Annotated in this window: 19 protein-coding genes; 16 read left to right on the top strand and 3 right to left on the bottom strand. The window is 66.2% G+C overall.

Translation table 11 applies throughout. The annotated features are described in order from the left end of the window. Positions 1 to 87 precede the first annotated feature (87 nt). From ACFOY6_RS14940 to ACFOY6_RS14900, 9 genes are all read left to right on the top strand, one after another. The gene (locus ACFOY6_RS14940; RefSeq protein WP_379639817.1) at positions 88 to 669 is read left to right on the top strand and encodes a cupredoxin domain-containing protein; all 582 of its coding nucleotides are present in this window, start codon (positions 88 to 90) and stop codon (positions 667 to 669) included. 44 nt (positions 670 to 713) lie between these two features. Beyond that, positions 714 to 2,582 (top strand): copper resistance system multicopper oxidase, encoded by a 1,869-nt coding sequence (locus ACFOY6_RS14935; protein WP_379651561.1) that lies wholly within the window; start codon positions 714 to 716, stop codon positions 2,580 to 2,582. Positions 2,583 to 2,587: 5 nt separating this feature from the next. Then, complete coding sequence (locus tag ACFOY6_RS14930) at positions 2,588 to 3,346, top strand: copper resistance protein B (RefSeq protein WP_379639832.1); 759 nt, start codon at positions 2,588 to 2,590, stop codon at positions 3,344 to 3,346. 14 nt (positions 3,347 to 3,360) lie between these two features. Then, positions 3,361 to 3,810, top strand: a complete 450-nt coding sequence (locus ACFOY6_RS14925) for a plastocyanin/azurin family copper-binding protein (protein WP_379639836.1) — start codon at positions 3,361 to 3,363, stop codon at positions 3,808 to 3,810. Further along, a complete protein-coding gene (locus ACFOY6_RS14920; RefSeq protein WP_379640178.1) occupies positions 3,797 to 4,564 on the top strand; it encodes a response regulator in 768 nt (255 codons plus the stop codon). Before ACFOY6_RS14925 ends, ACFOY6_RS14920 begins: the two co-directional genes overlap by 14 nt. Beyond that, positions 4,561 to 5,796 (top strand): ATP-binding protein, encoded by a 1,236-nt coding sequence (locus ACFOY6_RS14915; protein ID WP_379651560.1) that lies wholly within the window; start codon positions 4,561 to 4,563, stop codon positions 5,794 to 5,796. Before ACFOY6_RS14920 ends, ACFOY6_RS14915 begins: the two co-directional genes overlap by 4 nt. 10 nt (positions 5,797 to 5,806) lie before the next feature. Continuing rightward, positions 5,807 to 6,280 carry a DUF411 domain-containing protein gene (locus tag ACFOY6_RS14910; protein ID WP_379651559.1) on the top strand — a complete coding sequence of 158 codons (474 nt, stop codon included), beginning with the start codon at positions 5,807 to 5,809 and terminating at the stop codon, positions 6,278 to 6,280. Positions 6,281 to 6,459: 179 nt separating this feature from the next. Then, complete coding sequence (locus ACFOY6_RS14905; protein WP_379639847.1) at positions 6,460 to 6,837, top strand: hypothetical protein; 378 nt, start codon at positions 6,460 to 6,462, stop codon at positions 6,835 to 6,837. 50 nt (positions 6,838 to 6,887) lie between these two features. Further along, positions 6,888 to 7,421, top strand: coding sequence for a hypothetical protein (locus ACFOY6_RS14900; RefSeq protein ID WP_379639852.1), 534 nt, complete (start codon positions 6,888 to 6,890; stop codon positions 7,419 to 7,421). 98 nt (positions 7,422 to 7,519) lie between these two features. On the opposite strand, the gene ACFOY6_RS14895 is transcribed toward ACFOY6_RS14900, so the two are convergent. After that, a complete protein-coding gene (locus ACFOY6_RS14895; RefSeq protein WP_379639858.1) occupies positions 7,520 to 7,720 on the bottom strand; it encodes a heavy-metal-associated domain-containing protein in 201 nt (66 codons plus the stop codon). 168 nt (positions 7,721 to 7,888) lie between these two features. On the opposite strand from ACFOY6_RS14895, the gene ACFOY6_RS14890 reads away from it, so the two are divergent. Together ACFOY6_RS14890 and ACFOY6_RS14885 are read left to right on the top strand one after the other, a co-directional pair. Then, positions 7,889 to 10,270 (top strand): heavy metal translocating P-type ATPase, encoded by a 2,382-nt coding sequence (locus tag ACFOY6_RS14890; protein ID WP_379651558.1) that lies wholly within the window; start codon positions 7,889 to 7,891, stop codon positions 10,268 to 10,270. A gap of 545 nt (positions 10,271 to 10,815) precedes the next feature. Continuing rightward, entirely contained in the window at positions 10,816 to 11,055 is a 240-nt protein-coding gene (locus ACFOY6_RS14885; protein WP_379639862.1) for a DUF2933 domain-containing protein, read from the top strand. 383 nt (positions 11,056 to 11,438) lie between these two features. On the opposite strand, the gene ACFOY6_RS14880 is transcribed toward ACFOY6_RS14885, so the two are convergent. Next, entirely contained in the window at positions 11,439 to 11,672 is a 234-nt protein-coding gene (locus ACFOY6_RS14880) for a hypothetical protein (protein ID WP_379651557.1), read from the bottom strand. Positions 11,673 to 11,874: 202 nt separating this feature from the next. Between ACFOY6_RS14880 and ACFOY6_RS14875 the strand changes: the two genes are divergently transcribed. From ACFOY6_RS14875 to ACFOY6_RS14860, 4 genes are all read left to right on the top strand, one after another. Next, entirely contained in the window at positions 11,875 to 12,207 is a 333-nt protein-coding gene (locus ACFOY6_RS14875; RefSeq protein WP_379651555.1) for a four-helix bundle copper-binding protein, read from the top strand. A gap of 98 nt (positions 12,208 to 12,305) precedes the next feature. Next, positions 12,306 to 13,805, top strand: coding sequence for a calcium-binding protein (locus ACFOY6_RS14870; protein WP_379651553.1), 1,500 nt, complete (start codon positions 12,306 to 12,308; stop codon positions 13,803 to 13,805). Between the two features lie 136 nt (positions 13,806 to 13,941). Beyond that, positions 13,942 to 14,427: a DUF305 domain-containing protein gene (locus ACFOY6_RS14865; protein ID WP_379639873.1), complete on the top strand. Its 486-nt coding sequence runs from the start codon at positions 13,942 to 13,944 to the stop codon at positions 14,425 to 14,427. Between the two features lie 325 nt (positions 14,428 to 14,752). Further along, positions 14,753 to 15,490 carry a hypothetical protein gene (locus ACFOY6_RS14860; protein WP_379651551.1) on the top strand — a complete coding sequence of 246 codons (738 nt, stop codon included), beginning with the start codon at positions 14,753 to 14,755 and terminating at the stop codon, positions 15,488 to 15,490. Positions 15,491 to 15,620: 130 nt separating this feature from the next. On the opposite strand, the gene ACFOY6_RS14855 is transcribed toward ACFOY6_RS14860, so the two are convergent. Beyond that, complete coding sequence (locus tag ACFOY6_RS14855) at positions 15,621 to 16,112, bottom strand: hypothetical protein (protein ID WP_379651549.1); 492 nt, start codon at positions 16,110 to 16,112, stop codon at positions 15,621 to 15,623. A 191-nt stretch (positions 16,113 to 16,303) separates the two neighbouring features. On the opposite strand from ACFOY6_RS14855, the gene ACFOY6_RS14850 reads away from it, so the two are divergent. Beyond that, on the top strand, positions 16,304 to 16,741 hold the full coding sequence (locus ACFOY6_RS14850; RefSeq protein ID WP_379639887.1) for a hypothetical protein: 438 nt from the start codon (positions 16,304 to 16,306) through the stop codon (positions 16,739 to 16,741). Positions 16,742 to 16,837: the final 96 nt, after the last annotated feature.

The following is a 16,837-nucleotide window of genomic DNA, read 5'->3' as shown; positions in this document are numbered from 1 at the left end:
CTTAATTGAGCGCTAGCTCATCTTCATGGCCTGCGCAGGGGCGGATTTGGTCCGCTGGCCCGTCAGGTATCACATGGGGTGAGATGAATGGGTTTCCGCACCAGCCTGGCGACTGCCACATTGATGGCTCTGGGCGTCGCCGCAATCAACGTGTCCCCCGCTGTGGCGGACTCCGCCTACCAAGCTTTCGGCACCCGCGGCCGCGCCCAAGACGTCAAGCGTACCATTGATGTCGTTATGCGGGACAACTCATACCAGCCGCAGCGCATTCAGGTTCGGGCAGGTGAAACTGTGCGCTTCCGCATCCGGAACGCCGGTGAGCTTCTGCACGAGTTCAACATCGGCACCGCCGCGATGCATCAGCAGCATCAGCGTGAAATGCGGGCCATGTTCGAGAGCGGGATGATGACCGCGACCAGCATGGCGCCCATGGCAAACATGGACCATTCGAAGATGCCGAACATGGATCATTCGAACATGGGTCACGGGAATATGGGGCATGGCAACATGCCGATGCGTCATGACGACCCGAACGCCCTTCTGGTTGAGCCCGGCAAGACAGGCGAGATGATCTTCAAGTTCACACGTCCTGCCACGCTCGAGTTTGCCTGCAACATCCCGGGCCACTACGAGTCCGGCATGGTGGGCAAGGTGGACTTCGCACGCTGATTCCGACAAGGCCCCGGCTAGCCGCCTGGAGTGAGAAGAGAGTGATGCACAACAGAACCTTGAGCAGGCGGCAGGCACTGGGCCTCGGAGTCGCCGCGCTGGCGTTCCCGGCCGCGCCCGGCGCCCTGGCGCAGCCCGCCGTCGGCCGGGCCATGCCACGCGAGTTCAATCTGACCCTGTCCCACGTGACGGCCAACATCACCGGGCGCCGCCGCCCCGCCATGGCCATCAACGGGCAGATTCCCGGCCCCGTCCTACGCTTCCGCGAGGGCGAGGAGGTGGTGATCAACGTGGCCAACCGGCTGCGCGAGCACACCTCGATCCACTGGCACGGCCTGATCCTGCCGAGCAGCCAGGATGGCGTGCCGGGCATCAGCGACGGCTTTCAGGGCATCAACGCGGGCGGGACGCACCAGTACCGCTTCCCGCTCGTCCAGGCCGGCACCTACTGGTACCACAGCCACTCGGGCCTGCAGGAGCAGTCCGGGATCTACGGCTCCATCGTCATCGATCCCGCGACGCCGGAGCCCTTCGGCTACGACCGCGACTATATCATCCAGTTGTCGGACTGGACGGACGAGACGCCGAGCCACGTCATTGCCAACCTCAAGCGTGATCCCGGTTACTACAACTACAACAAGCGCACCCTGGCCAGTCTGATCGGCGAGCTCCGCCGCGCGCCGGACGGCGCCGCCCGCTCGGCCATCGTCTCCGACCGCATCATGTGGGGCGACATGCGGATGGACCCGACCGACATCGAGGATGTCGGCGGCTACACCTACCTCGTCAACGGCCACACCCCGGCGCAGAACTTCACCTCGCTGTTCCGGCCGGGTGAGACGGTGCGCCTGCGCTTCATTAACAGCGGCGCCATGACGCATTTCGACGTGCGCATCCCTGGGCTCGAGATGATCGTGGTGCAGGCGCACGGCAACAACGTCCGCCCCGTCACCGTGGACGAGTTCCGGATCGCCCCGGCCGAGACATTCGACGTGCTGGTGCGTCCCCGCGACGGACGCCAGTACCAGGTGCTGGCCGAAACCATGGGGCGCCAGGGCTTCGCGCAGTTCAGCCTGGCCACGCAGGAGGGCTTGCCTGCCCTGGCGCTGCCGCCGCACCGCCCGCGCCCCGTGCTCACCATGGCCGACATGGGCATGAACTACGGGCCGAGCGGATTGGACCGCGGCACGCCGCTGCCGGAGGTGGACGCCCCAGGCCATGTTGCGCCCATGGACATGGGCGGCATGGGGGGGATGGACCACTCCTCCATGCAGATGCCTGCCGGAGGCTCCGCAGGCATGCAGGGCGGCTCCATGGGCGGCATGAATCATGGAAGCATGGCTGGCATGGACCACTCCTCCATGCCCGGGATGGACCACTCGGGCATGGCCGGAATGGACCATGGCGCTATGGGCCATGGCGGCATGGCGATGCCGGACCCGCTGGTGAACGATGTCGGTGCGCCACCAGGCGCCCGCGTGCTGTCCTACCGCGACCTGCGCGCCGCCAAGCCGCTCTATCCGGTCCGCGAGCCAACTCGCATCATCGAGATCCGGCTGACCGGCAACATGGAACGGTACTTCTGGTCCATCAACGGCAACAGCTTCAGCCAGGCGCAGCCCATCCAACTGTACCTCGGTGAGCGGGTTCGTTTCCGCTTCGTCAATGAGACGATGATGGCTCATCCTATGCACATTCACGGCATGTGGATGATCCCGCAGGTGGGCAACGGAGCCGAGAACCCGCTGCTGCACACGGTGAATATCAAGCCGGGGTCAATCCTGGACATCGACATGGAGGTCGATGCACCGGGTGGCTGGGCCTTCCATTGCCACATGCTCTACCACATGGAAACCGGCATGATGCGCAAGATCTCCGTCGTCAACTCCCCTCGAACTGCCTCCGCAGGATGAAGCGCATGCCAGGGATGAACTTCCAGCGGATCGGATTGGCTGTGGGGACGGCCATCATGTTGGCTTTCGGGGCTGGCACGGCGCGCGCGCAGGCGATGCAGCACAGCACCGAGCCGCCCTTCAGCCATGAGGTCTACACCGGCGCGGTGCTGTTCGAGACCTTAGAGTACGGCTTTGGGCTCGACGGGCCCAATGTCGGCCGCTGGGATGGCCAAGCCTGGTACGGCGGCGACACGGATCGCGTGTGGCTGAGGACGGAAGGCGAGACCACCCGCAGCGGGCGCGTCGAGCAGGCGGAGATTCAGCTGCTCTACTCGCGTCTGCTCGGCTACTACTGGGACATACAGGCTGGTATCCGCTATGATATTCGGCCGCTTCCGAACCGCGCCTATGGCGTCATCGGGCTGCAAGGGTTAGCGCCCGGGCTGTTTGAGGTCGGCCTTCAGGGCTTCGTCAGCCAGGAGGGGGATCTGTCCGCACGGGCCGAAGTTTCCTACGATGTCTACATCACGCAGCGGCTTGTGCTCCAGCCGAACGTGGAGGCCAATTTCGCACTTCAAAAGGTCCCGGAACTGGGTGTCGGTAGCGGCATAAATGACGTGGAAGCCGGTTTCCGCCTCCGCTACGAGGTCACTCGCGAAGTGGCGCCCTATATTGGGATCAACTACGAACGCAAGATCGGAGATACTGCCCGCTATGCTCGCGAAGAAGGTGAGCAGGTGGGAGCGTGGAACTTCGTAACCGGCGTCCGGTTGTTCTTCTGACAAAGGCGTTTGGGATGATCCGTTTCCTCTTGACTGCGATGCTCGCTACTACCAGCCTTTCCGCTGTTGCGGCAGAACCCGCTGCGACCGTACGAGAGTTGAACCGTGGCCCTGGGCAGGGCGAGGCCTTCGCCTATGACCCCGCCATCATCAGAATCCCCGTCGGTGGCTTTGTCCGGTTCGAGCCGACCGATAAAGGTCACAACGTTACCCCGATCCAGTCACTGTGGCCTGCGGGGGCCCCGCCGGTCACAGTGCCCTTCAACGCCGAAGGAACGGTGACCTTTGACCGGCCCGGCGTTTACCCCGTGCAGTGCACTCCCCACGCGGGATTGGGAATGGTGGCGCTTATCGTGGTGGGAGATGCCGACCTAGCTGCATTTGCACCGCGCGTGTCATCGGCTTCCGGCCTTGCGCCTAAGGCCAAGGCCAAATTGAGTGCTTTGGCAGGTGCAGCCGGTTAGCCCTGCAGGCGAGCGGGAGGGGCGGGGCAATCCGCTTCTTCCCGATGCGCACATCCTCGTTGTCGAAGACGATGGCGAAATGCGCACCCTTATCGCCAAGTTCCTCCGACAGAACGGCTACCGGGTCACCGGTGCCCGCAATGGCGCTGAGATGTGGGACACTCTAGCGCTATCCTCCGTGGATCTCGTGCTGCTTGACGTGATGCTACCGGGACAGTCCGGGCTCGATCTCTGCCGGGCGCTACGCGCGAAGACAGAGGTTCCCATCATTATGGTGACCGCCCGGGGAGAGGAGGCGGACCGGGTCGCGGGACTCGAACTTGGTGCCGACGACTACATCCCTAAGCCCTTTAGTCGCCCAGAACTGCTGGCTCGCATCCGGGCTGTGTTGCGGCGCGCCCAGGCCGGAACAGGGCGTACCGGCGTGACGATGGGAGACCGGATGACCTTCGCCAACTGGGTGCTCGACACCCGAAGGCGGGAACTCACAGCCCCCGACGGCTCGGCCGTCGACCTGTCGAGTGGCGAGTACGACCTGCTGCTGGCCTTCTGCGAGCACCCGCAGCGTGTCCTGTCGCGGGACCAGGTGTTGGACCTCGCCCGCAACCGAATCTCGGACAGCGTCGACCGTTCGGTGGACGTGATGGTCAGCCGCCTCCGGCGCAAGCTGGAACCGCTCGCCGATAGCCCTTCCATCATTAAGACGATCCGTAGCGCTGGTTACATGTTCGTCCCGGCCGTTACGCGCCAATGAGGCGGCTGCTGCCCAGCACCCTGGCCGGACGCATCATCCTGGTGCTGCTGGTCGGCCTGATGGCCTTCCACGTCGGAAGCCTGTGGCTGCACCAGACTGGCAGCGACATCCTCCTGGGCAGCACGCAGCAGAAGGTCACCGCTGAACGGATTGCCGCCGCCGCCCGCGCCATCGGCATGGTGCCGCAAGACGCCCGCGAGGCCGTGGCACAGGCCTTATCGTCGCCGGGCTTCCAAGTGCGCTGGCAACCCGGCGGCGCAGCGGGTGCGGTTGCGGCCCAGGATCTTGCCCATACGGGCCACCTGGAGGCTGAAGGCGCGATCAACCTGCCGGACGGCAGCCACCTCTGGTACCACGCCGACCCGCTGCAAGCGCAGCCGGAGCATGCGACGCTGCTCTCCACCACCGCGATGGCATTGGGCATCCTGGTGCTGGGCCTGCTGGTGGTGCGCCTGATCGCGCGGCCGCTGCGGGAGCTCTCCAGCGCGGCCGACCGCATCGGCAGGCCGGGGCAGACGGTCACCGTGCCCGAGGAGGGGCCGCGCGAGGTCCAGCAGGCGGCCCAGGCCTTCAACCGCATGCAGGCGCGCATCGACCGCCTCATCGCCGACCGGACCCAGGCGCTGGCGGCCGTCAGCCATGACCTCCGGACCCCATTGGCACGGCTGCGCCTGCGCGCGGGCTTCCTGGACGACGCCGAGGCGCAACGGCAGATCGACGCCGACCTTGACGAGATGGATGCCATGATTGGCTCCACGCTGGCCTACCTGCGGGGCGACGAGGAGCAGGAGGAGGTCCGGTCCGCCGACATCGCGGCGATGCTCCAGACGCTCTGCGGCGACGCCGAGGACATGGGCAAGACGGCGAGCTACGAGGGGCCGTCCCAAGCGCGTTTGCCCTGCCGGGCTATCGCGCTCAAGCGCGCCTTCGCCAACATCATCGACAACGCCGTGAAATACGGCACCTCGGTCCGGGTGGCACTGACCGATCTGGGACGGGAACTCGTGGTCCATGTCGACGACGTGGGGCCCGGGGTGCCCGAGGAGCAGTTGGAGAGCGTCTTCCAGCCCTTCTACCGCTTGGAGCAGTCCCGCAACCGTGGGACCGGCGGCTCGGGCCTCGGCTTGGCCATCGCGCGCCAGGCGGTCGGCCGCCATGGTGGGTCGGTGACCCTCGAGAATCTTGCGGGCGGGGGCCTGCGGGCCAGCATCCGTCTGCCCAGACCAACCTAGGAGAATGACGATGCCCGCCTGGAGCACGCGCCGGAACTTCACCACTGGCCTGCTCGGCCTGGCCGTGCTGCCCACGGCCTGCGGCGGCCCGCCCAAGGTGGAAGCCTGGCGGGACCGAACCTGCGGCTGCTGCGGCGGCTGGGTCGAACACCTGCGGGCCGAGGGTTTCGAGGTGGACGATAAGGTGGTGGACGCCGTCGGTCCGCACCGGCAGGCACTCGGGACGCCATCTGACCTGATCTCCTGCCACGCCGGGAAAGTCGGCCGCTACGCCCTGGAAGGCCATGTCCCCGCAGCCGCCATCCGGCGGCTGCTCAAGGAAAAGCCCGAGGGTGTCGCCGGGCTGTCCGTGCCCGAGATGCCGGTTGGCGTGCCGGGCATGGAGATGCCGGGATCTCCGCCCTCGACCTATGACGTCGTCGCCTTCGGCCGGAACGGCGCCTGGCGGCCGTGGATGCGCTTCCGCGGCTTGGAAGTCGTGTGAACGCGCCCTCCACCGTCCCCGCCTGCAACATGCCGCCTCAAGGCGTGTTGCCACTCCACGTCTTGCAGGGCGCGCCGGTCACGGCCTGTGACCGCAACCTCGTCGTGCAATGTCGTCACTCTGACCTGCCGCGGCGGGTCGGGGTGCCTGCCGAACCCCTATCACCTCAAGGAGGGCACATGGTCCACACTGCCAAGAAAGCGATTGGCAAGGCCGCGCTGGCTGCAACATTGCTGCTCGGCCTCGCTGCCTGCGCGTCGCAGCCCGGAGGGGCTCCGGCGGCGACCCCAACCTCGTCGCAGATGTCCTTGCCGCCAACACCCACAACGCCACCCGGAACCTCCGCTGCCCAAGGCAGCATGGGCTCCATGCCCGGCCACGACATGTCAGGCATGCAGGGCCAAAGCGCGGGCGGCATGCAGGGTCACAACATGGGCGGCATGAACATGCAGCAGATGATGGCGCACTGCCAGCAGATGCGGGCGCAGGCCCGGCAGGGCACGCTGTCGCCGCAAATGCAGCAGATGATGCAGCACTGCCAGATGATGAACCACTGACAGGACACGGCGGAGCACTTAAGCGTGCTCCGCCAACTTGCAGCGCGCAGATGGCGGTTGGAAGCGTCAGCCGTGATCTCTGGCGCGTCATGCAAGAACTAGGAGTGGGCACAAGAGCGCACTGTCATCAAATGAAAGAATGGCGCAAGATCGCAGACATAAATGCGCCTTATCCTCTTCAGGTGCCGGAAAGAACGGCAAGCCTGATTGAGGAGTTCGCTATGACGCCGCGCAGTAAATTCGCAATCTTTGCGCTTTCTCTCATTGCTGCAGTTGGCGGTTCCGCGGCAGTGGCTTACGCCAATGGCCCCATCGAAGTCATTGCACAAGGTGAGAACTTCGCCGTGAAGTATCCATCTGGTCATGACGAGAACGTCGCTGGTGGGGGACGTGTCGACGTTGTTGGCCGTGGCGAGAACGTGCGGATCCGCTACCTGGATCCCGAGACCGCACACCCGGTCCCTGGCGTGCCAGTTCCCACAGGCGGCGAGGCGGGCGGTGTCGCCTATATCGCACCTGACCACCACTATGGCCAGCAGACGGCTGCTGTGATGAGTGACCCGCACGTGCGGCACCACATGTAACCTCGAGGCCATGTTGTGTCCTGGGCGGCATGAGCGCGGTCGGAGCACCCAGCTCCGGCCGCACTATGCCGCAGTGGGCGGCATGTCGCCCTTGAGGTTCAGGCCGCTACGTGGTTGGGGTAACCGGCGTCCTGGATAGCCGCGGCAATGTCAGCCTGGGACATAGACGAGGTGACGGTCACGCGCTTGTTCTCGAGGTCAGCGCTGAACGCGGCTGAAGCGTCCTTCGCCTTGACAGCGCGCTCCACCTTCTTGGCGCAGCCACCGCAGTTCATGCCGGGAACTTCGAAGCGGTACATCGTAATCTCCGTTGCGGTCGATCACCTCGAAGGTGGGGCTTGCCCCCATGGGAAGGTCAAGGTGGCGGAGATATCTCTGTTGCATGTCTTGACCTTCCCACAATGGGAAACTCCATCCTCTGGGAGCAACCAAGCACGACGAGCACAGCAGTCGCGGAGGAATGGCCGATGGACGAGCACCACCACCATCACGACCATCATCATGGGCACGGCACACACCCGGGTGGGCATGCGCCAGCCCACGGCGATCAGGCTGCCGTCCATGACCCTGTCTGCGGAATGACGGTCGACCCGGCCAAGACGCCGCACCACGCCCAGCATCATGGCACCACGTTCCACTTCTGCTCGGCAGGCTGCCAATCGAAGTTCGAGGCGGCACCGGACAAGTACCTGAAGCCGGCGCAGGCGGCCGCGCCGACCGCCGCGCAGAAGGCAGCCATCTACACCTGCCCGATGCACCCGGAGATCCGCCAGCAAGGCCCCGGCAGTTGCCCGATCTGCGGCATGGCGCTGGAGCCGCTGGAAGTCACCGCTGAAGCCGCTCCCAACGAGGAACTCGCCGACATGACGCGGCGATTCTGGATCGGTCTTGTGCTGACCCTTCCCATCCTCGTCCTGGAGATGGGCGCACACATCCCCGGCCTCGACCTCCACCGCCTGGTGCCGCCCAGGATCTCCGTGTGGCTCCAGTTCCTCCTCGGGACGCCGGTGGTGCTCTGGGCGGGTTGGCCGTTCTTCGTGCGCGGCTGGCAGTCGGTGGTGAACCGCAGCCTGAACATGTTCAGCCTGATTGCGCTCGGCACCGGCGCGGCCTACCTCTACAGCTTGGTCGCGACCTTCGCGCCCGGCGTCTTCCCCGAGGGCTTCCGCGGCATGGACGGCACCGTCGCCGTCTACTTCGAGGCGGCCGCTGTCATCACCGTGCTCGTCCTGCTCGGGCAGGTGCTGGAGCTCCGGGCCCGCGAGCAGACCGGCGGCGCCATCCGTGCCCTGCTGAACATGGCGCCCAAGACGGCACGGCGCCTCAGGGAGAGCGGCGAGGACGAGGAGATCCCGCTGGCCGAGGTGCAGGTGAGCGACCGGCTGCGCGTGCGGCCGGGCGAGAGCGTGCCGGTCGACGGCGAGGTGCTGGAGGGGAGCGGCGCCGTGGACGAGTCCATGGTGACCGGCGAATCCCTGCCCGTGGAGAAGGCGCCCGGCACCAAGGTCATCGGCGGCACGGTGAACGGCACTGGCGCGCTGGTCATGCGGGCGGACAAGGTTGGCTCCGACACCATGCTGTCGCGCATCGTCGCCATGGTCGCCGAGGCGCAGCGCAGCCGGGCGCCAATCCAGCGCATGGCCGACACCGTGTCCGGCTACTTCGTTCCGGCGGTCATCGTTATTGCGGTGCTGGCCTTCATCGCCTGGGCCATCTGGGGTCCGTCCCCCGCGCTCTCCTATGGGCTGATCGCCGCCGTCTCGGTGCTCATCATCGCCTGCCCCTGCGCGCTCGGCCTGGCCACGCCGATGAGCATCATGGTCGGCGTCGGCAAGGGTGCCGGTGTGGGCGTGCTCATCAAGAGCGCGGAGGCACTCGAACGCATGGAGAAGGTGGACACCCTGGTCGTGGACAAGACCGGCACCCTGACCGAGGGCAAGCCCAAGGTCGTGGCCGTGCTCCCGGCGCCCGGTCTGACCGAGGCCGAGGTGCTGCCGCTCGCCGCCAGCCTGGAGCGGTCCAGCGAGCACCCGCTGGCGACCGCCGTTGTGGCCGCGGCCAAGGAACGCGGCATGTCTTTTGTGGAACCGGCCGACTTCGCCTCCGTCACCGGCAAGGGCGTAACCGGCACGGTTGGTGGGCGCCGGGTGGCGTTGGGCAATGCGCGGTTGATGCAGGAACTTGGGGTGGATCTGGGGGGCCTCGCCGCCAAAGCCGACGAACTCCGGCGCGAGGGCGGCACGGCGCTGTTCCTGGCGGTGGACGGCGGGCCGGGCGGCGTCATCGCGGTCGCCGACCCCGTGAAGCAGAGCACGCCGGCCGCGCTGGAGAGCCTGCGCGCCGCGGGCATCCACATCGTCATGCTGACGGGCGACAACCGCACCACGGCGGAGGCGGTGGCCCGCAGGCTCGGCATCGACGAGTTCCAGGGCGACGTGCTGCCCGAGGACAAGCACCGCATCGTCCGGGAGCTCCGCACCCAGGGGAAGGTTGTCGCCATGGCGGGCGACGGGGTGAACGACGCCCCGGCGCTGGCGGAGGCCGATGTCGGCATCGCCATGGGCACTGGCACGGACGTCGCCATGCAGAGCGCGGGTGTGACGCTGGTGAAGGGCGACCTCGCCGGCATCGCACGGGCGCGGATCCTGTCGCGCGCGGTGATGCGCAACATCCGGCAGAACCTGTTCTTCGCCTTCGTCTACAACGCGGCCGGGGTGCCGCTGGCGGCGGGGGTGCTCTATCCGCTGCTGGGCCTCCTGCTCAGTCCCATCGTCGCGGCCCTGGCCATGGCGCTGAGCTCGGTCTCGGTGATCGGGAACGCACTGCGCCTGCGGACCACGCGCATCTGACGGAATCAGCGGGGGCAGTTCGAAAGCTGATGGTGCCGATGGGAATTCATGTCCGAGACCCGGCTCTTCTTCCAACCTGGGCATCCGCGCGTGTACCGGCTCGCCTGGGCAAGGTTGAGGGGGACTTGGGTTGACGGACTGCTCCGGCCACGGCGGAGTCCGGGGCACGTCGCCCGCGGACCTGCCCCCGATGTCCGGCGAGGGGCGGCACGTCCTGGTCGTCGAGGACGATGAGGACCTCCGCAGGCTCCTGCTCTCCCTGCTGCGCCGGAACGGGTTCCGTGCCACCGGCGCCCGGGACGGCGTCGAGATGCGGCGCCTCGTCGCGGCGGCACCTGACCAGCCCTCGTCCCGAGGGAGTGTAGTCAGCTGCATCCCGGTGGGGAGCGCTGGCCATGTCGGCGAAGCGTCTCGTGAGGGAACCACAGGTCCGCTGCTCCCGGCCGAACGTCCAACACGGAAGGTGCGCTCCGGACTTTTGTCCCAGATCAAGGCCGAGGTGCGGCGAGACAAGCCAAGATCCAGATGTGGGAAGGAGATCCAAGATGCACGACGATGTGAAATGCTCTTGGTGGCGCAGCCGGACCGGCATCGCCGTCATCGGCCTTGCGCTCGTGGCCGCGTTCTACGTCCTCCGCGAACACTACGCGCATGTCTTCGGCGTGCTGCCGTACCTGCTCCTCCTGGCTTGCCCCCTGATGCACCTGTTCATGCACCATGGGCACGCCGGGCACGGAGAGGCGCGCGACCGGACCAAGCCGGAGGCGGAGCGCGGGCGGATCTAGCTGTCCGGCGCTGGTCTCACCACCGTCTGGGCTAGGGCAGCCGACGCCGAGGGGCGATCGCCGTCGGTCATGCACGGCGCGGCGCGCGGCGCTTGGCGGCACGCTGGTTGCGTCTGCAACCGACACTTTGACGCCCTGATTGCGGGGCTTCGAGATGTCCGCGTTGGTTCGCGTGCGAGGCGCAACCATGCCCGGATTGACGCCTTACTGGATACCAGCGGAGCGGACGGACCGATGCGCCTGAAGGCGAGCGCAATCCAAGCTGTACTTGTTCTGGCTCTTGGCCTGTGCGTGTCCCTGCTCGCCGTACCCGCGCGGGCCCACGGCGGTGCCCATGCGGCATCCTCTGTCCCCGTCCCCGCAAGGACCTACGCCCATGCGGGTCATCCGGCGCCTGCTTCCCTGGACGTGCGGCCATCCAGCCCTGCCATGAAGGCCAGGGGGGCCGGGAAGAAGTGCTGTCCGAATTGCAGTGACGGCGGCATGCGGCCCGGATGCTGCACCCTCGGGCATTGCGGAAGCGGCGCCGCGCTGTTGCCGACAATGAGGCCCCAGGCCGTGCCGGTGGTCAGCGACAGCGGCTTCTTCGCCATGCCGACGGCGTCGGTTGTGGGCATCACGCCGGACCTTCCTTCTCCACCGCCCCGATAAGGCGTCCCAGGCTACCCGCGGAGCCTATGGCCCGCGGGTAGCGGAGCATTGCCCGGAACCGCTGCTGAGAGGGCACGGGGCCGCGTCAGCGCTCCACCTGGATCGGCCGTTGGCCCGGCGTACGGGCTGGCGAACCTCGCCTCACGGACAGCCCAACGGAGAAGCAAGATGCATCAGATGACCCCCGCCATGCAGGCCTGCATCGAGGAATGCCTGCGCTGTCACTCCACCTGCTTAGGCATGGCCATGAACCACTGTCTGGAGGTGGGCGGCAAGCATGTGGAGCCGCAACACTTCAGGCTGATGATGGCCTGCGCCACCATCTGCCAGACTTCTGCCGACATGATGCTGATCGGCACGCCCCACCACAAGCACACCTGCGCCGAGTGCGCCGAGATCTGCGAGGAGTGCGCCAAAAGCTGCGAGGCCGTGGGTGGCATGGAGGACTGCGTCGAGCAGTGCCGCAAGTGCGCCGCGTCCTGCCGCGAGATGAGCGCCTGACGCCGAGACAAGGACCAGACAGCGGATCTGGTCCTTGTCACCTCCACCGGAAGCAAACGCTTTCTGAGCAGATCAAAACGTTCTGAAGGAGTTTCGGCATGAGCCAGAATCAGCATCTCAGCAGCCTGCTCACGAACCTCACAGACCGGCTGGCTGACACCCTGCACGGCGCGCTGGGCGGGCTTCACTTCGATTTCGAGGCCGGTGGCCACGTCCACAATGTCACCTTCGGCGGTGAGAGCGCCGACACCTTGGGCGGCACCGACGGCGCCGGGTTCACCTGGGGCCTTGAAGGGGACGACCGCATTGGCGGGGGCGGCATGGACGATGTCCTCCACGGCGGTGCGGGCGCCGACGTGGTCTCCGGCAACATGGGCGACGACGAGGTCGAAGGTGGCGAGGGCAATGACACCCTCTACGGCGGCCCAGGCGCCGACACGGTGCGCGGCGGGCCCGGGAACGACTACCTGGACGAGGGTGAAGGGCACAGCACCGTGGACGGCGGCATGGGCGACGACACCCTGGTTGGCGGAGGCGGCCCGGACGCTTTCATGATCGGCCGGATGAGCGGCCACGACGTCATCAAGGACTTCACCGCCGGTCCCGGCATCTTCGACCACCTGGCGGTCATGGACGGCCTCCAATGGACAGACCTTGCCTTTGCCGACACCGCAGATGGGGTCCAGGTCAGTTGGGGCGGGGGTTCTGTCCTGCTGGAAGGCGTCTTCAAGGCGGACCTGGCGCAGGACGACTTCATGTTCGGCGACGCAGCCGACCTACCTCCCGGCCTGCGGGTGCCTGACGGCCCAGCCGACGAGGCGCCGACGCCCAGCGTTGCGGGCCCCGAGGTATCCGGTGAGCCGCAGGCCGGTGCCATCTTCGATCTTCTGGCCGACCACGTCTTCGGCAACCGCACCCTGGGCTTCGACATCGAGGGGAACGCCGTCCTCCGCGGCACCACTGGTGCCGATACCCTGACGGGGTCGTCGGAATCGGACACGGTCTTCGGGCTGGCTGGGGACGACACCATCTCGGGCCTGGCTGGCAACGACCATCTCCAGGGTGACGATGGCCGTGACACCATGGCGGGCGGCGACGGCATGGACCGCCTGATGGGTGAGGCTGGCGACGACAGGCTCTTCGGTGGGGCGGAATCCGACGAGCTCATGGGTGGTGACGGGAACGACTACCTCGACGAAGGCGCCGCGCACGGCATGCTGAACGGCGGCATGGGCGACGACACCCTGGTCGGCGGCACCGGCGCCGACGCCTTCATGGTGTCGATGGACAGCGGCCACGACGTGGTCCTCGACTTCGAAGCGACCGGCGAGGCACAGGGCGCCTTCGACCACATTGCCTTCATGGAGGGCATCCAGCCCGCGGATGTCGTGGTCCAGGACACGGCCGAGGGCGCCCTGGTCGGCTGGGGCATGGGCGAGGATGGCACCTTCGCGGGGTCCATCCTCCTCGAGGGCATCGCCAAGGACGACCTGCGTCAGAGCGACTTCATGTTCGCCGAGGCGCCAGGCTTCGTGGAGGGCATCGGCGACTTCGGCTCCTGGTACGTCTTCCCAGAGAGCGGCGGCCTGATCGCATGAACCCAGGCAGGGGCTGACTATTCAGGCTTGCCCCTCCGACGCGGCCGGTGTCTTCGGGTATCGGCCGCGCTCGTGCCAATCGAGACCCGTCGCTGAGGCCGGACCATCCCGGCCTGCGGCCAGAAAGGCGTTCGTCATGAGCTACACGCGCTTCGGCTTGATGATCCTAATATCGACCGTGATCATGTTCGGGCTGATGTACCTGAATACCTATGCCCTGGAGCACGTCTTCTACAGCCAGACCCGGACTTGGATGGCACTCGTCATGGGGGCGACCATGGCCGTTATCATGCTGCTGTTCATGCTCAGCATGTACCGGAACCGGACCGCCAACATGGCCATTCTCGTGGCCAGCGTCCTGGTGTTCGCAGGGTCGCTGTGGCTGGTCAGGAGCCAGCAGACGGTGGGCGACGTGGCCTATATGAAGGCGATGATTCCGCACCACTCCATCGCCATCATGACCAGCGAGAGGGCGCGGATCCGGGATCCGCGCGTCCGGAAGCTGGCCGACAGCATCATCGAGGCCCAGGTGCGGGAGATCGGCGAGATGAAGCAGTTGATTACCGAGTTGGAGGCCAACCCTCCGGCCTCGTCGGCGCCGGTGCTCCAGCCAACGCGTTGATAGGGTGAGATCGCCCCCATCCCACCGGGGCTCCATGCCCCGGTGGGATGGGGCACCCTCCTGAGATGGAGGTCCGCTTGGAACGGTGCCTCGCCGGAAGCTGACAGTCAGCTTCTGGTCTTTCGCGCCAGCTTAACGCTCACCGATCAACTCGGACGGTATCTTGCTGCCGGTGATGCAGGCCCTGAAGCGATTGCATCATTTTGTTGCGGCAGCCGAAAGAATTACCGGCTGTGGGATGAGGGAATTACGGTCAGCCATGTCTACACGGGGCAGTCGCTCCGGGCAGGCACGGGGAGCGTGAGAGACAATGCATTCAACACCAATGACGGTTGTTCCGTTGGCGATGTGCCGAAGACATCTGCCTGCCCTCCTGCTCATCTTGGTTGGTGCCATGGCAGCCATACCATCTGCTGCGAGCGCGGCATGCCCTACAACCTTTCCTACACTGCCGGAAGTCGTCATTGTCGAAGCCCCGGAACCGCCGCTGCCGGTAGTGCGCGTGCTGTTGCGGACACGCGAGGTGAATGGTGAGGTCCGCCTCGAAAATGTCTACGGCACGCCGGAGATCATCAAGCCCCGTTTCCAGCCCGTCGTGGATGCGCGTTCCGTGGCAGGCAACAACAGTGCCTGCTGGCGGATCACACGCGTTGAGGTCCGGCTGGAGGTCGAGACCGCACGCCTAGAGGTTCCCGAGGAGTTCGCGGACAACGCATGCCTCTACATTGGCGCCCTCGTGTCCGCGCTCGAGGACCACAACCACATCCACATGTCGATGCGTGAGTTCTGGAAGCGCGTGAGACCCAGAATCAGTCAGCACCTGGCAGAATTCCACGCGGCGAGTGGCAACGACGAGACTGCGGTGACACAAGCCTTCAATGCTTGGCTGAAACCGCGTTTGCTCGGAATTGTGGGGACGCTTCATGCCGAGGACGGCGGGCCACGCCCGCCGCCGGTAAACGCGGGCTTCGAAGCTGGGCAGCGCGCCTGTCCCAAGTTCCTCGACGAGTTGGTTCGCTTCAAGGAGGCCCAGCAACCCGGTCGCCGACGGATACCGATCTAGGGACGACGTGCTGGACGGCCAGGAGCGGAACGGCGCAACCGGGTGAACCCGCCTCCCTATCGGGACTCACCAACCAGATAGCGACGGGCTCGGTCCGCTGATCCGGGCAACCAAGGCGCCACCGGCATGCCTACCCGCCCATCCTCCTAGTCACCTCCAGCACTTTGGCTGAGATATTCCTTGGTGCGATTGAAGCAGTCATTCCTCCGCGGACTTCCCATGTGCCGTTGAACAGGAAGGTCAGCACGGAGCTGCTTTGGACGACGCAATCGAAGGCATAGGAAGCGGCTGAGAGCACGATGATCAGGGCGATTTCCAACTCGGCTGGCCAGGACACCCGGATGAACGCGACAGATAGCCAGAGCACAATAGCCACGTGTACGAGGTACATGGTCATGGCCGCCTGACCATGGCGGCCGACAACCTGTTCCTGCGGTCCAGCCACTTGCGCGCCGCGGACAGCAGCACCTACGCGAAGAGGATGCCGGCTATCGGCATCGGTCGGCCCACAGCGGCCGAAATCGAACTCCGTGTCGTCGATTTTGGCGTCGATCTCGTCGTCGCCTCCCTCGTCATCGATGACGATTTCGCCTCCGTGCGGGCATGACGACGACGAGCTCATGCCGGTGGTGCTTGGGATCGGGATGCTCGATCTCGCACTTCGGCCCCGTGATTAATTGGAGTGTTGATGGGCGAAATCGTCGTATCCGTCGTTCTGACCCCACGGCCGGCATGGGCTGAAACGGCTTGCGGGCGGTTTTTCGGGTGCCAATCGGCGAGTTAGCCTCTGCTCGTTGAGAGGGCGGGGTGGAGATGGCGGTTGAGGACGATCTGCTGGCGCGGCTGCGCAAGATCGAGGCGTTGATGGCCGGCGCGGGCACCGCTGGCGAGCGCGAGGCGGCGGGCGCGGCGCTGGAGCGGGTCAAGGCGCGGCTGGCGGAGCAGGCACGGCGCGATCCACCGATCGAGTTGCAGTTCTCCATGCCGGATGCTTGGTCGCGGCAGCTCTTCGTGGCGCTGTGCCGGCGCTATGGCCTCAAGCCCTACCGCTATCCGCGGCAGAAGCGCACGACGGTGATGCTGCGGGTGCCGCGCGGGTTCAACGACACGGTGCTTTGGCCGGAGTTCGTGGAGTTGGATCGGGCGCTCGTCGCCCACCTGCAGGGCGTCACGACGCGGATCATCCGCAGCGCGGTGCATGCCGACACGAGCGAGGCGGAGGAGGTGCCGGCAGCGCTGCCAGAGCGATAGCTGTTGATTGCCACTGAGACCTGACCCGGGGTTGCCACGAGGATCTGACCCGGGTTGTGGATGCGGGGTTTTCAGATCTCGTCAGGTCGGCTGTGG

Origin of the sequence: Teichococcus aestuarii (genome assembly GCF_042651065.1) — a bacterium.
GTDB classification, from domain to species: Bacteria; Pseudomonadota; Alphaproteobacteria; order Acetobacterales; family Acetobacteraceae; genus Pseudoroseomonas; species Pseudoroseomonas aestuarii.
The sequence above is the reverse complement of the archived record's forward strand: the minus strand, read 5'-3'. Positions and strand labels throughout refer to the sequence as shown.